At 68.8% G+C, this 13,414-nt stretch carries 15 protein-coding genes and 1 tRNA gene; 10 read left to right on the plus strand and 6 right to left on the minus strand.

Annotated elements, in window-relative coordinates:
• Positions 1–24: 24 nt before the first annotated feature.
• From PSC72_RS21930 to PSC72_RS21940, 3 genes are read right to left on the minus strand one after another with little or no spacing between them, the layout of a single operon-like run.
• The gene (locus PSC72_RS21930; RefSeq protein WP_274323558.1) at positions 25–825 is read right to left on the minus strand and encodes a translation initiation factor IF-2 subunit alpha; all 801 of its coding nucleotides are present in this window, start codon (positions 823–825) and stop codon (positions 25–27) included.
• Entirely contained in the window at positions 825–998 is a 174-nt protein-coding gene (locus tag PSC72_RS21935; protein WP_274323559.1) for a 30S ribosomal protein S27e, read from the minus strand. The genes PSC72_RS21930 and PSC72_RS21935 overlap by 1 nt, the downstream gene beginning before the upstream one ends.
• Positions 999–1,000: 2 nt before the next feature.
• Positions 1,001–1,285 carry a 50S ribosomal protein L44e gene (locus PSC72_RS21940; protein ID WP_006883878.1) on the minus strand — a complete coding sequence of 95 codons (285 nt, stop codon included), beginning with the start codon at positions 1,283–1,285 and terminating at the stop codon, positions 1,001–1,003.
• Between the two features lie 134 nt (positions 1,286–1,419).
• On the opposite strand from PSC72_RS21940, the gene PSC72_RS21945 reads away from it, so the two are divergent.
• Positions 1,420–1,677: an HAH_0734 family protein gene (locus tag PSC72_RS21945; RefSeq protein WP_274323560.1), complete on the plus strand. Its 258-nt coding sequence runs from the start codon at positions 1,420–1,422 to the stop codon at positions 1,675–1,677.
• A 34-nt stretch (positions 1,678–1,711) separates the two neighbouring features.
• Here PSC72_RS21945 and PSC72_RS21950 read toward each other — a convergent pair whose 3' ends face one another.
• The gene (locus tag PSC72_RS21950) at positions 1,712–2,107 is read right to left on the minus strand and encodes an RAD55 family ATPase (RefSeq protein ID WP_274323561.1); all 396 of its coding nucleotides are present in this window, start codon (positions 2,105–2,107) and stop codon (positions 1,712–1,714) included.
• A 153-nt stretch (positions 2,108–2,260) separates the two neighbouring features.
• On the opposite strand from PSC72_RS21950, the gene PSC72_RS21955 reads away from it, so the two are divergent.
• Positions 2,261–3,295, plus strand: coding sequence for a tyrosine--tRNA ligase (locus PSC72_RS21955; RefSeq protein ID WP_274323562.1), 1,035 nt, complete (start codon positions 2,261–2,263; stop codon positions 3,293–3,295).
• Positions 3,296–3,311: 16 nt separating this feature from the next.
• Positions 3,312–3,959 carry a class I SAM-dependent methyltransferase gene (locus tag PSC72_RS21960; protein ID WP_274323563.1) on the plus strand — a complete coding sequence of 216 codons (648 nt, stop codon included), beginning with the start codon at positions 3,312–3,314 and terminating at the stop codon, positions 3,957–3,959.
• A gap of 24 nt (positions 3,960–3,983) precedes the next feature.
• Here the strand turns inward: PSC72_RS21960 and PSC72_RS21965 are convergent, their stop codons facing one another.
• Positions 3,984–4,271, minus strand: a complete 288-nt coding sequence (locus tag PSC72_RS21965) for a hypothetical protein (protein WP_274323564.1) — start codon at positions 4,269–4,271, stop codon at positions 3,984–3,986.
• Between the two features lie 128 nt (positions 4,272–4,399).
• Positions 4,400–5,593, minus strand: a complete 1,194-nt coding sequence (gene mct, locus PSC72_RS21970; RefSeq protein ID WP_274323565.1) for a succinyl-CoA:mesaconate CoA-transferase — start codon at positions 5,591–5,593, stop codon at positions 4,400–4,402.
• 153 nt (positions 5,594–5,746) lie between these two features.
• Between mct and glmS the strand changes: the two genes are divergently transcribed.
• From glmS to PSC72_RS22005, 7 genes are all read left to right on the plus strand, one after another.
• Positions 5,747–6,193, plus strand: a complete 447-nt coding sequence (glmS, locus tag PSC72_RS21975; RefSeq protein WP_274323566.1) for a methylaspartate mutase subunit S — start codon at positions 5,747–5,749, stop codon at positions 6,191–6,193.
• On the plus strand, positions 6,194–7,678 hold the full coding sequence (locus PSC72_RS21980; protein WP_274323567.1) for a methylaspartate mutase subunit E: 1,485 nt from the start codon (positions 6,194–6,196) through the stop codon (positions 7,676–7,678).
• Positions 7,668–8,957 (plus strand): methylaspartate ammonia-lyase, encoded by a 1,290-nt coding sequence (locus tag PSC72_RS21985; RefSeq protein ID WP_274323568.1) that lies wholly within the window; start codon positions 7,668–7,670, stop codon positions 8,955–8,957. The genes PSC72_RS21980 and PSC72_RS21985 overlap by 11 nt, the downstream gene beginning before the upstream one ends.
• The gene (gene mch, locus PSC72_RS21990) at positions 8,954–10,021 is read left to right on the plus strand and encodes a 2-methylfumaryl-CoA hydratase (protein ID WP_274323569.1); all 1,068 of its coding nucleotides are present in this window, start codon (positions 8,954–8,956) and stop codon (positions 10,019–10,021) included. Before PSC72_RS21985 ends, mch begins: the two co-directional genes overlap by 4 nt.
• A gap of 6 nt (positions 10,022–10,027) precedes the next feature.
• The gene (gene citE, locus PSC72_RS21995) at positions 10,028–11,068 is read left to right on the plus strand and encodes an L-malyl-CoA/beta-methylmalyl-CoA lyase (protein ID WP_274323570.1); all 1,041 of its coding nucleotides are present in this window, start codon (positions 10,028–10,030) and stop codon (positions 11,066–11,068) included.
• A gap of 127 nt (positions 11,069–11,195) precedes the next feature.
• Positions 11,196–11,266, plus strand: a tRNA-Gly gene (locus PSC72_RS22000).
• A 549-nt stretch (positions 11,267–11,815) separates the two neighbouring features.
• Entirely contained in the window at positions 11,816–13,255 is a 1,440-nt protein-coding gene (locus tag PSC72_RS22005) for a DUF4397 domain-containing protein (protein WP_274323571.1), read from the plus strand.
• The last annotated feature ends 159 nt before the right edge of the window (positions 13,256–13,414 follow it).

The following is a 13,414-nucleotide window of genomic DNA, read 5'->3' on the forward strand; positions in this document are numbered from 1 at the left end:
CTGGTGGGCCGCGAGCGACGTCGATTACTCGGCGTCTTCGCGGCGGTCGCGGTGGTACTCGCCGCTGCCGCCGTGGTCACTGACGACGGCGATTGCGCGCTCGGCGCTGGTCTCGAGGTGGGACTCGGCCGTCTTGTAGTCGGGCGCCTGCACCTGGATGCGGTACTCGGGCGAGCCGACGTAGGTCACTTCGAGGTCGACCTCCTCGGGGATCTCGCCGTTGCCTTCCGCGGCCTGGAGCGACTCCTTGATCACGTCGACGCCGTCGCCGCTGGGGCACTCCAGCGTGACGTAGCCGGTGACGTTGACGTAGGGCACCGAGACGTTCTCCCGAGCGGTCTCGACGATGGCCTCGATCTCCTCGTCGGAGAGGTCGGTCTCGTCGAGGGCTTCCTCGCCGTGGATGGCGGCCTCCTCGAAGCCCTCGTACATCGAGCCGAAGGCGGCCAGCAACTCGTTGGCGATGGCGGCGTAGGTCTCGTCGTCGATGTCGTCGCCGAACGCCAGCAGCATCCAGTTGTCGGCCTTCTGCTCGTTTTTCCACTCCTGGATCTTGTCCTTGCGCTGGTGGTCGTTGACGTCCTTGATCGACAGATCGATCTGCTGGGCATCCTCGTCGACGTCGAGGACCTTCGCGACGACCGTCTGGCCCTCGGAGACGTGGTCGCGGACGTTCTTGATCCACCCGGAGGCGACCTCGCTGATGTGACAGAGGCCGCGCTTGTCCTCGTACTCCTGGAGGTCGACGAAGACGCCGAAGTCCTCGATCTCGTCGACGCGTCCGACCACCAGTTCGCCGGGGTCGGGCCAGCCGCTGTATTTCATTATCGTGCCTCGACGGTCTCTAGAACCTCGCCCTCAATAGCCGCTTTGCCGCCCGTCGGTCGGGCGAGCGTGTGACCGCAGACCTCGCAGGCGACTTCGGATGCGGCCTTGCCGAAGACGATCTGTTCGTTCTCACAGTCCGGGCACGCGACGGAGTAGAAGTTGCCTGTCATCGTTAGTCCTGCAGGTCCAGTTTGCCGGCGCGCCATCCCTCGCGGAGGTGGGCCTTGCCGCAGTCGGAACAGCGGTACTTGAGGTCGGTCTTCTGGGTCGGCTTCCCGCCCGAGGGGACCTTCGAGAACTTGCCCGCGTTCCCGTAGCCCGAGCGCGTTCGCTCGGCCTGTCGCCCGTTGACCTTGGTCATCCCCGAGGTCCGACCGCTCCGAACGCGCTCGACCTCGTGTTCGTTGTGCTCGTCGCAGTGCGGACAGTACGTGTTAAATCGGCGTGGCATCTCCATAGATATCGACCTTGCGAGCGGCTTGGTCGTGCCCGCTTAAAACCCGTTTGGTTCGGGGCGGCGACAGGAGCGCGAAGCGGTGGCTCGGAGGGCGCTTCGAAGTCACTAAGTACGGTTCCGCCGAATCGACGGGCATGAAGAAGCTGATCGTCCACGGGGACCCCGGATTCCGGAAGGACGCCGTCATCTCGGTCGACGGCGAGGAGCTGGTCGTCTTCGGCGTCGCTCGCCAGGGCGAGTGGCACGGTCCGGACCGACCCCAGCTGTGGTGCACTGTCGGCACCGAAGACGAGCGCGACACCTACGAGCGCCGCGACTACATCCCCAACTTCCTCGACACGGAGGCCGTCGACGCCGAGGCGGTCGAACTCGTCGAACCGGCGACGGCCTGAGCCGGCCGCGCCCGACAGTCCCGTTTTTCTCCCGTCACACGAGGTCCACGTACGGCGGGTCCTCGGCGTAGTCGACGACGGCGCTCGTCCCCGGCGACCCCGTCGGCGACTGCTCCAGCGTGAGCCACTCGACGCCGTCGTCGTCGCGCTCCATCGTCTCGCCCGGCTCGGAGTGGACGGTGATCACCGTCAGGTTCTCCGCATTCAGGTCGAACGGGTAGGGGGCGAGCGCGTCTTCGAGTTCTTCCAGCGTCTGCTCGGTGCTGACGAACAGGCAGTCCTCCCCTCCGTCGAGGCCGGCCTGGAGGAACTGCATCCCGAGCGTGGTCTTCCCCGTCCCCGGCGAGCCGGACACGAGCAGACTGCGATTCGCCGGCACGCCACCGCCCAGGAGCGCGTTCAGCCGCTCGCATCCGGTCGAGAGAGGCATCGTCCCCAAATGCGTTTCAGCGATTAAATCAGTTGTTCCGACACATTTGGGTGCCGTCGCCGGAGAGTTCCGGCCGCAAAAACGTATCGGGGCGGTGATAGGCGTTCTCGGGCGAAAGAAACGCTTTAATCTCGCCCGGTGGGACGGGTGGACATGGACACGGCCGAGCGGCTCGAACTCGCGACCCGGAACACGGCCGAGGTGGTCGAGCGATCGGAACTGGAGGCGCACTTCGAGGAGGGGGACCCGTCGGTCTACATCGGCTACGCGCCGACGGGCGAGATGCACATCGGGCACTTCACGACGATGCGCAAGCTCGCGGACTTCCTCGGCGCCGGGATGGACGTGACGGTCCTGATCGCGGACCTGCACGCCCACCTCGACGACAACAAGAGTCCCTTCGACCTGCTCGACGCCCGCTCGGACTACTACGAGGCGTCCATCGAGGCGATGATCGACGCCGCTGGCGCTGACGCCGACCGGATCTCCTTCGTCCGCGGGAGCGACTTCGAACTCGACCCCGACTACACGCTGGAACTGCTGCGGATGGCCGCCGAGACGACGCTCAGCCGCGCCCAGCGGGCCGGCAGCGAGGTCGTCCGCGAGTCCGACTCGCCGAAGCTCGGCGGGCTGCTCTACCCGCTCATGCAGACGCTGGACGTGGACGCGCTGGACGCCGACGTGGCCTACGGCGGTATCGACCAGCGCGGTATCTACATGCTCTCGCGGGAGATCCTCCCCGACCACGGCGGCGAGGCGCCGGTCTGCGTCTTCGCGCCGCTGCTCTCGGGGCTCTCGGGGGGGAAGATGTCCGCTTCCGACGAGTCCTCGAAGGTCAACCTCAACGACTCCCCGGAGGAAGTCGTCGAGAAGATCGAGGCCGCCTACTGCCCCGCGGGCGAGCGCGAGGACAACGGCGTCCTGGAGTACCTCGAATACCTCGTCTTCCCGATCCTCGACGAGCGCGGCGAGTCGCTCGTCGTCGAACGCCCCGACGAGTACGGCGGGAACCTCACCTACGACGACTACGACGACCTGGAGGAAGACTTCCTGTCGGGCGAGCTCCACCCGGCGGACCTCAAGCCCTCCGCGGGCGAGGCCATCTCGGACGTCATCGCGCCCGTCCGCGGGCGCCTGAACGACCGGCGCGAACTGCTCCGCGAGGCCTACCCCGAGAAGTACGACTGATCGGGATGAGCGACCGATGACGCCGGCGGACGGCCCGGACACGCAGGCGGTCCGCGACACCTACGACCGGATCGCCGAGCACTTCTCGTCGACGCGCGAGTACCCCTGGCCGGAGGTCGAGCGCTTTCTCGACGGCCGATCGGGCGACGTGGGCCTCGACGTCGGCTGCGGCAACGGCCGCCACACCGAACTGCTGGCCGAGCGCTGCGATCGCGCGGTGGGTCTCGACGTGAGCCGCGGGATACTCCGCGAAGCGAGCGCTCGGGCCGCGGAGCGGGAGTTCTCGTGCGCACTCGGACAGGCCGACGCGGCGCGGCTACCCGTCAAAAGCGACGCTATCGACCTCGCCGTGTACGTCGCGACGCTGCCGCACCTGCCGTCGCGGGAGCGCCGCGTCGCGAGCCTGGACGAACTCGCTCGGGCGCTCGATGCCGACGGCCGGGCGCTCGTGAGCGCGTGGTCGACCGCACACGACCGCTTCGAGGAGGACGAGGGCTTCGACACGACCGTCGAGTGGACCCTGCCGGGCGGCGAGACGGTCGACCGCTTCTACCACATCTACGACCCCGAGGAGTTCCGGGCGGACGTGGCCGCGAGCGGGCTGGCGCTCGTCGAGTTCGAGCTATCCAGCGGGAACTGCTACGCGGTCGTACGACCGGCGTAGCCGGCCGATGGGGCAGCCGCCCGTTCAGGGAGCTCGCCGGAAGCCGGACCGGAGAAAACTCAGGCCGAGCGCCGTCGCGGCGACGAGATACAGCGTCGTCGGAATCGTCCCGTAGACGAACGACACGGACGAGAACGGTCCGATCGACGTCTGAGACAGGGCGACCGCGCCGGCGGCGAGCCAGCAGACGGCGCCCAGTGACAGTTCGGCCCACCAGACCGATCCGGTGTCCGGGTCGTCGAGGTTCGCCGCGTCGTCGCTCTCGCTCCGGTCGGCGGACGAGTACGGCCGTCGCGTGGATTCCAGGCTCATAGCTGTCGTCGATACCGTCTCTCAAGGTGGTCGACCATCGCTTATAAGCGGTCTCCCGCAGCTATCACGGACAATAACGGCGGCAGACGCGCTCTCTACGGTGGGAACCCGTCCGCTGTCGCACGATCTCAGTCGGTGCGTTTCGCCTGTTCGGCGTCGTCGCGGCCCGGTCCCAGGTGGTCCAGCAGTTCGTCGCGGTGTTCGTCCAGCAGCGGCGCGCGGCGCTCGACGCCCGTCGGCGTCTCGGAGAGCTTGATCGGGTTGCCGGCGACGGTGACCCGCTCGTCGGTGCCGGGCTGGTCGACGGTCGCGAGCATCTCCCGCGCTTCGACGTGGGGATCCGCGAACACGTCGCTCGTGTCCTGAACGGGGGCCGCGGGCACAGACCCGTCCAGCGCCTCGACGACCGCGTCCGACGATCGCGTCCGCGTCCACTCGGCGATCTCGCCGCGGAGCGCGTCGCGCTCGGCGAGGCGGTCGGCGCCGTCCGGGTAGTCAGCGGCCAGGTCCGGTCGCTCCATCGCCTCGCAGAGCGCCCGCCAGTGGCCGTCCGAGAACGCGGCGATCACGACGTGGCCGTCGGTCGTCTCGAAGGCGTTGTAGGGGAACAGGGTGGGGTGGGCGTTCCCCCGGCGTCCGGGGGCCTCGCCGGTGTAGGAGTACTGGTAGACCGTGCGCTCGCAGAGCGAGACCATCGCGTCGTACATCGCCGTGTCGACGTACTGGCCCTCGCCCGTGCGGTCGCGGTGATGGACCGCGGCGAGGACGCCCACGGCGTTGAGTACGGCCGTGAACAGGTCGCCGATGCCGGGGCCGACCTTGGTCGGCGGGCCGTCGGGCCGGCCGGTGATCTCCATCACGCCGCCCAGCGCCTGCGCGACGAGGTCGAACGAGGGCTGTCCCTGCCGGTCGGTCTCGCCGGTTCGCGGGTCGCCGAATCCGCGGATCGACGAGTAGATCAGGCCGGGGTTGCGCTCGCGCAGCGTCTCGTAGCCGAGGTCGAACCGCTCCATGGTGCCCGCGCGGTAGTTCTCGACGACCACGTCGGCCGTCTCGACGAGCGAGAGGAAGTCGGCGCGGTCCTCCCTGTCCCCCAGATCCAGTTCTAGCGACCGCTTGTTCCGGTTGACGCTCTGGAAGTAGCCGCCGTAGGCTTCCTCGTCGGCGTCCTCGACGAACGGCGGGTTCGTTCTGATGAGGTCACCGCCAGGCCGCTCCACCTTCACGACGTCCGCGCCCATGTCCGCCAGCAACATCGTGCAGTACGGCCCGGCCAGGACCTGTGTCAGGTCGATCACGCGCAGGTCCGACAGTGCGCCCATACCACCCCCAGGCGTTCGCCCGACATAAAATCTAGTGATAAATCATTACATACTCGAATGTTCCGCCGTTCGCGTCTGTGTGAGCGGTTACCAAGTCTATAATGAAAGACCATTATATTTATCACGGTGGCCCCCAACGGTGCAGACACTCACATGGGGCAGACTGTCATCCTCGGTGTGATCGGGTCCGACGCCCACGTCGTCGGCATCACGATCCTCGAACAGGCGCTCACAGCCGCCGGGTTCGACGTCGAGAACCTGGGCGTGCAGACGTCGAAGGCCGAGTTCGTCTCGGCGGCGGAGACCGAGGACGCGGGCGCGGTACTCGTCTCCTCGCTGTACGGGCACGCCGAGCAGGACTGTCGAGGGCTCCACGAGCGCCTCGCCGACGCCGACTGCGACGCCGTCACGTACATCGGCGGCAACCTCGCCGTCGGCCAGGACGACTGGGCGGAGACGGAGTCGCTGTTCCGCGAACTCGGGTTCGACCGCGTGTTCGACGCCGAGACCGACCCCGAGTCCGTCGTCGCCGCGCTCGAACGCGACCTCGACCAGCGGACCACCGAGCCCGAGACCGACAGGGTCAGCGTGAACTCGTAGATGCTCCGCGACGAACGCATTCCCGGCGAGCAGCTACGGGAGACGGAAGAACGGCTCCGCGACCGCTGGCCGACCGGCGCCGGCGCCGACTTCGAGGACGCCGTCGAGTTCCACGAGTCGCTGCCCGCGAGCAAGCGCTTCGCCGACGTGCTGGAGTCGGCCGACCGACCGCTCCTCCAGCCCCGCGCCGGCGTCCCGCGGCTGGACGACCAGATCGGCCTGCTCCGCTACCTCGAAACCGAGGGCGGGGCCGACCTGCTGCCGACGACCATCGACTCGTACACCCGGGACAACGAGTACGAGAAGGCCGGACGGGGCCTGGAGGAGGCCCGCGAGTCCGGCGACGACACGCTCAACGGCTTTCCGGCGGTGAACCACGGCGTCGGCGCCTGTCGGGACCTGGTCCGGTCGGTCGACGCGCCGGTCGAGGTCCGCCACGGGACGCCCGACGCGCGCCTGCTCGCCGTCGTCACGCTCGCCGGCGGCCTCCAGAGCTTCGAGGGCGGGCCCATCTCGTACAACATCCCGTACACCGAGGAACACGACCTCGCGGAGACGATCGAACACTGGCAGTTCGTCGACCGGCTCTGCGGCGCCTACACCGAGCGCGGCGTCCGGATCAACCGCGAGCCGTTCGGCCCGCTCACGGGCACGCTGGTCCCGCCGGCCATCGCCATCGCGGTGATGGTCGTCGAGGGCCTGCTCGCGGCGACCCAGGGCGTCCGCTCGCTCACACTCGGGTTCGGCCAGGTCGGCAACGTCGTCCAGGACGTGGCGGCGCTGCGGGCGCTGCGCGACCTCGGCGAGGCGTACCTCCCCGACGACGTCGCGGTCACCACCGTCTTCCACGAGTGGATGGGCGGCTTCCCGCCCGACGAGGCCCGCGCGAGCGGCGTCATCGGCCTCGGCGGCGCGACCGCCGCGCTCGCCCGTCCGGACAAGGTCATCACCAAGTCGCCCCAGGAGTTCCAGGGGGTCCCCACCCGCGAGGCCAACGCCGCAGGCCTGCGCACCACCAGACAGCTCATCGATATGATGGTCGAACAGGAGATAGTCATCGACGGCATCGGCGAGGAACAGGATCTCATCGAGCGCGCGGCGCGCTCGCTGATCGAGGCGGTGTTCGACCGCGGCGACGGCGACGTCGCCCGCGGCGCGGTCGCGGCCTTCGAGTCCGGCGCGCTCGACGTGCCGTTCGCGCCGAGCGACAGCGCGAAGGCGGCCGTCCTGCCGGCCCGCGACGACGACGGGCGGGTCCGCGTCCTCGAATGGGGCGACCTCGCGGTGCCCGAGGAGGTCAGGGAGGTCCACGAGGCCCGCCTCGACGAGCGGGCGCGCACCGAGGGACGCAACCGTTCGTTCCGGATGGTGGCCGACGACGTCGACGCCATCAGCGACGGGAGACTGATCGGTCGCCCGTCCGCGAGCGACGGCGACTCGGGCGACGGCGTCGGCACCCAGGGGGGCGAGAGCGATGCGGATTGAGTCGGTCCGGGCGGTCCCCGGCGTCTCCGGCTTCTACTTCGACGACCAGCGGGCCATCAAGGCCGGCGCCGACGAGGACGGGTTCGCCTACGCGGGCGAACCGGTCACCAACGGCTTCGACGCCGTCCGCCAGGCCGGCGAGGCGCTGCTCGTCGAACTCGAACTCTCGGACGGGAGCGTCGTCCGCGGCGACTGCGCGGCCGTCCAGTACTCCGGCGCCGGCGGTCGGGACCCGCTGTTCCGGGCCGAGGAGTACGCCCCGGTCGTGGAGGGCCCCGTCGCCGACGCGCTCCGCGGGCGGGACCCGCGGGCGTTCGCCGACAACGTCTCCGTCGTCGAACTGCTGCCGTCCGCCGCCGACGACGGCCAGGCGCTCCACACGGCGGTCCGGTACGGCGTCTCGCAGGCGCTGGCCGCGGCCGCGGCGCGGGTGCGGCGGATCACGCCGACCGGCGTCTTCGCGGAGGCGTTCGGGACCGCTCCCGCCACCGACCCGGTCCCGGTCTTCGGGCAGTCGGGCGACGAGCGCCGGCGGAACGCCGAGAAGATGCTCGTGAAGGGCGTGCCGGTCCTGCCCCACGGCCTGTTCAACAGCGAGGCGAAGCTCGGGAGCGACGGCGGGCGGCTGGTCGAGTACCTGGCGTGGCTCGGCGAGCGCGCCGGCGAACTCGGTCCGGACGGCTACCGCCCCCAATTCCACGTCGACGTGTACGGGACCGTCGGGGAGGTGTTCGGTCCGCCCTACGACCGCGCGGAAGTCACGGACTACTTCGCCGACCTGGCCGCGGCCGCCGACCCGTATCCGCTCCAGGTCGAGGGGCCGATGGACGCGGGCGGCCGGAGCGAACAGATCGCCGCGATGGCCGAACTCCGCGACGGCCTCGACGGTGCGGGGGTCTCGGTCGACATCGTCGCCGACGAGTGGTGCAACACCTACGGCGACGTGCAGGCGTTCGTCGACGCCGGCGCGGCGGACGTCGTGCAGGTGAAGACGCCCGACCTGGGCGGGATCCAGCGGAGCGCCCGCGCGGTGACCGAGTGCGACGGGACGGACACACGCGCGTACCTCGGCGGCACCTGCAACGAGACCGCCGTCTCGGCCCGCGCCTGCGTCCACGTCGCGCTCGCGACCGACGCCGCGCAGATCCTCGCGAAACCGGGGATGGGCTTCGACGAGGGGTACATGGTCGTCACCAACGAGATGCGCCGGACGCTCGCGCGACGCGAGCGGGCGGACCGAGCGGTGCCAGCCGACGGGTCGGGCGGTGGTCGCCGATGACCGACTGGACCGACCCGGAGACGTTCGCGGCGGCGCTCGACCGCGCGGACACCCGCGAGAAGGGCCGGTACTTCGAGGACTTCGACGAGGGCGCGGTGATCGAACACGCGCCGGGCCTCCGGCTGACTCGCCACGGCTCGGAGACGTGGATGAGCCAGACGCTCAATCACGACCCCGCCTACTGGCGGAGCGACGCCGCGCTCGACCGCGGATTCGACGCCCCGCCGGTCCACCCGGATTACCTCCTCGCCTGCGTGATGGGCCCGTCCGTCGAGGATCTCAGCGAGAAGGGCGGCTACTTCCTCGGTCGCGACGGCGTGGAGTTCCACCGCCACGGCGTCCCGCTCGGAACGGAACTGCGCGTCGAATCCACCGTCGAGACGACGCGACCGTCGAGTAGCCGGCCAGGCTACGGGGTCGTCACCTGGGAGACGCGCGGTATCGACGCGGCGTCCGGCGAGCCGCTGGTGTCCTACGAGCGGACGAACATGGTCCCGCGCCGCGAACCCGCCGCGACCGACGGCGGTCGGTCGGGATCGACCGGGGACGACGAGTCCGGGCCGTCGCTCCTCCCGGAGACGCTCGTCGCGCCGGACGGCGGTGCGTTCGAGGACTTCCGCCGTGCGCTGGACGAGGCCGCCGACCGCGACGCCGCGGTCGCCTACCGGCACGAGCGGGGGCGGACCACGGACGAGTTCACCGTCGCCGCGCTCCCGCTCGCCACGCTCAACACCGCGCGCCAGCACCACAACGCGGCGGCGATGGCCGATTCGCCGTCGGGCGAACCCGTCGCGTACGGCGACGTGACCCGTTCGACCGCGCTCGGCCACGCCCGCTCGGACGAGCGGACCTACCGCGAACTCGGCTACGACGGCGAGCGGTTCCACGACTTCGTGACCGCCGGGGACACGGTCTTCGGGTTCACCCGGGTGCTCGACGCGGACGGGTCCGCCGGTCCGTCGCGCGCCGGCGAAGTCACCTTCGAACACGTCGCGTTCACTGACGACGAGCGGCCGGTGTACTCCGGCGTTCGTCGAGCGCTCGTCGACCGCGAGGGAGCCTGATCACCAATGCCACGACTCTGCCGCACGTTCCAGACCGCACCGGCCGCCGTTCCCGGCGACGACACGGCGAAGTACCTCGAATCGGGTCTCACCGCCGAGGGGTTCGAGGCGCCCGACTGGCTCGTCCCCGATATCGAAGACGGGACTGCCCCGGACATGAAGTCGGAGGCCGTCGACAACGTCGTCGATCGGCTCCCCGCGCTCGCCCCCGACTTCGGCGGCGAGATCTGGCCGCGCGTCGAGTGGGCCCACGACGACGCGGAGTACCGCGAACGCGGCCGATCCCAGATCGAGACGCTGGTCGCGGTGGCCGGCGACCACCTCGACGGCGTCGTCGTGCCGAAGGTCGGCCGGCTGGAAGACGTGGAGCGCGCGGCCGTCGCGGTCGCCGAGACCGAGCGGGAATTCGGCTACGACGACGGCAGCATCGAACTCGCGGTCATCGTCGAGACGGCCCCTGCGGTCTCGGACCTGCCCGACATCGCCCGCCTCGGCGAGACCGATCGGCTGGCCGGGCTGGTGTTCGGCCCCGTCGATTACACGGCGGACCTGGGCGGTCGGTCGATGGACGGCGAGCGCCCGCGCTGGAGCGGTCTGCTCGAACGCCTGTCGAACGAGGCGTCCGCGGGCGGACTGGTCGCCATCGGCGGGCCGTTCGACCGCCTGTTCGACGAGCGGGCCGGCGTCACCTACTACAACGCGCCAGGCTACGCGGACCAGGTCGAACGCGAGGCGCGCATCGGCCTCGACGGGTCGTGGTCGCTGCACCCCAAGCAGACCGCGCAGGCGAACCGCGTCCACATGCCGACGACCGCGGAACTCGAATCCGCCGTCGAGAAGGTCGAGGGCTTCAACGAGGCCAAGCGCGAGGGGACCGGTGCAGTGGTCCTCGACGGCCAGATGGTCGACGAGGCGACCTACAGGAACTTCGCGAACACGGTCCAGACGGTCCGGGCCATCGACCAGGCGCATCCGGCGCAGACGGCCGAGACGTACGACGGGTCGCTTCTCGAACGGGTGCGCTCGGTCGCGCTCGACTTCGGGTGAGACGTCGGCCGTCGCCTCGGTCGGAAAGGAAACACCCTTAATTAGCGGCGAAAAAAGACGAAGTGAGCGCCGGTGGTGAGCGAACGCGGTGCGTTCGCGAGCCTCTGGGCGCGAGCGAGTCGAACGAGCGCCGGTGGTCTAGTGGTAGGACCTGAGCCTTCCAAGCTCATGGCCCGGGTTCAAATCCCGGCCGGCGCATGCGAGGCGCGAACGCAGTGAGCGCCTCGAACGGCGAACGGGAAACGAAGTGACCCGTGAGCGCAGTTCTGCGAGGAACGGACGTGACGAGCGAGCCGCTGGTGGGATTCGTTTCACGCGGGTCGCAGCCGCAGAACGGTGTGAGTGTCGCCGTCGAGTCCACGTCCGACAGCGTGTGTGAATTATGACAGCATCTGAGATTTATAAGGGGTCGAACGTCGCGCCGAGAATCGAGATCGATATTCGGGTCAAAGTTCACGGGTGGTTTCGGCGGTCTCGCCGCGAGTAACTGGAAATTACCGTCGGCCGACGGCGTCGTCGGAGTGCGTGCGTTCGATACGGGTAAGGATGCCCCACTGAGCCGCGTGTGGAACAGGGTGACACAATGAGGGGGCTATCGACGGCGTTCCCGGGAATTGCCTCGGCTTACGGATCGCGACCTGCCACTGGGCGGAGGATAACAAAGTGTATCTCGCCCCTTTCCTCGGTCGCATGACTTACGATAAATACACAAAAGCGATAGTCGGAGCCGTAGCGCTGACACTCGTCGTGAGTACGCTCGCGATGAGCGGCGCTGCGTCGTTCTCCGCACAGCAAGACGACACACAGACGAGCACGCAGACGCAGGAGACCTCGTACGTTCGGATCGCCCACCTGTCGCCGGACGCGCCGGCAGTCAACGTGACGCTGGGTAACCAGACGGTCGCGTCGAACGTCGAGTTCGGCAACGTGACCGAGTACATGAACGTCACCGCGGGCACGTACAACGTGAGCATCACTCCCGTGGGACAGCCGACGAACGCGATCTTCGAGGGGAACGTGACCATCGAGCCGCGAGTGGTCGCGACGATCGCCGCCAGCGGTGAGTTCTCCTCGGAGTCCATGACGGACTTCGAACCGGCGACCTTCGAGGACAACGCCTGGAAGCCGAGCGACGACATGGCGGCAGTGAGTATCGTCAACCTCTCGCCGGACGTGGGTTCGGTCGACGTCGTCGTCACCGAGGGGCCGTCCGACGGACAGACCGGCGAAGAGACGGAGACCGAGACCGACGTGGTCGGCGAAGAGACCGAGACGGAGACCGAGACTGACGTCGGTGTCGGCAACGAGACCGGGACGGAGACTGACGTCGGTGTCGGCAACGAGACCGAGACTGAGACGGAAACTGACGTCGGCATGGGTAACGAGACGGAAACCGCGACAGACGAGGGAATGTTCCTCGCAGCGCAGGAGGAGACGGACACGGAGACCGAGACCGACGACGGCCTCGGCAACGAGACCGAGACGGAGACTGACGTCGGTGTCGGCAACGAGACCGAGACGGAGACTGACGTCGGTGTCGGCAACGAGACCGAGACGGAAACTGAGACGGACGTGGTCGGTACCGAAACCGAGACCGAAACTGAGACCGACATGGTCGGTAACGAGACCGAGACCGATATGGACGAGCAGCTGACCCTCGCCCAGAACGTCACGTTCCGGAACGCTTCGGAGTACATGAACGTCCCGGCCGGTGACTACACGCTCGAGATCCGCTCGAACGAGACGGGCGAGACGCTCGCCACCGTCGACCTCTCCGTCGAGGGCGGCAACGCGTACACGGCGTTCCTCGCCGGGTACCAGTACCCCGACGAAGCGCCCGCGGGCGCCTCGTTCCAGCTGATCACCGTTCAGGACGCGACGAAGTCTGTCACGCTCCCGACCGTGGAAGCGGGCGCGGAGACCGAGACCGGAACCGAGACTGACGTGGTCGGCGAAGAGACCGAGACGGAGACCGAGACCGACGTCGGCATCGGTAACGAGACCGAAACCGAGACGGAAACTGACGTCGGCATCGGCAACGAGACCGAGACCGCGACCGACGACGGCCTCGGCACGGAGACCGAGACGGAAACTGACGTCGGTATCGGCACCGAAACCGAGACGGAGACCGACGACGGGCTTGGTGTCGAAACGGAGACGGACACCGCCACCGAAGCCGGCGCATAGCGAGCGACTGACTCCGCCGACGGATAGACGCGAAATCGCCTTTTTTCTGCACCGCCGTTGCACCCCGAGAGGCTCGTCTGAACCGATCGATGTGGCGAGATTCAAGGCGACGGCGACCGAACGTGCGCTCGTGAACGACGACACGCAGGCCGACGACGG

It is taken from the genome of Halosimplex aquaticum, from assembly GCF_028747785.1.
GTDB classification, from domain to species: Archaea; Halobacteriota; Halobacteria; order Halobacteriales; family Haloarculaceae; genus Halosimplex; species Halosimplex aquaticum.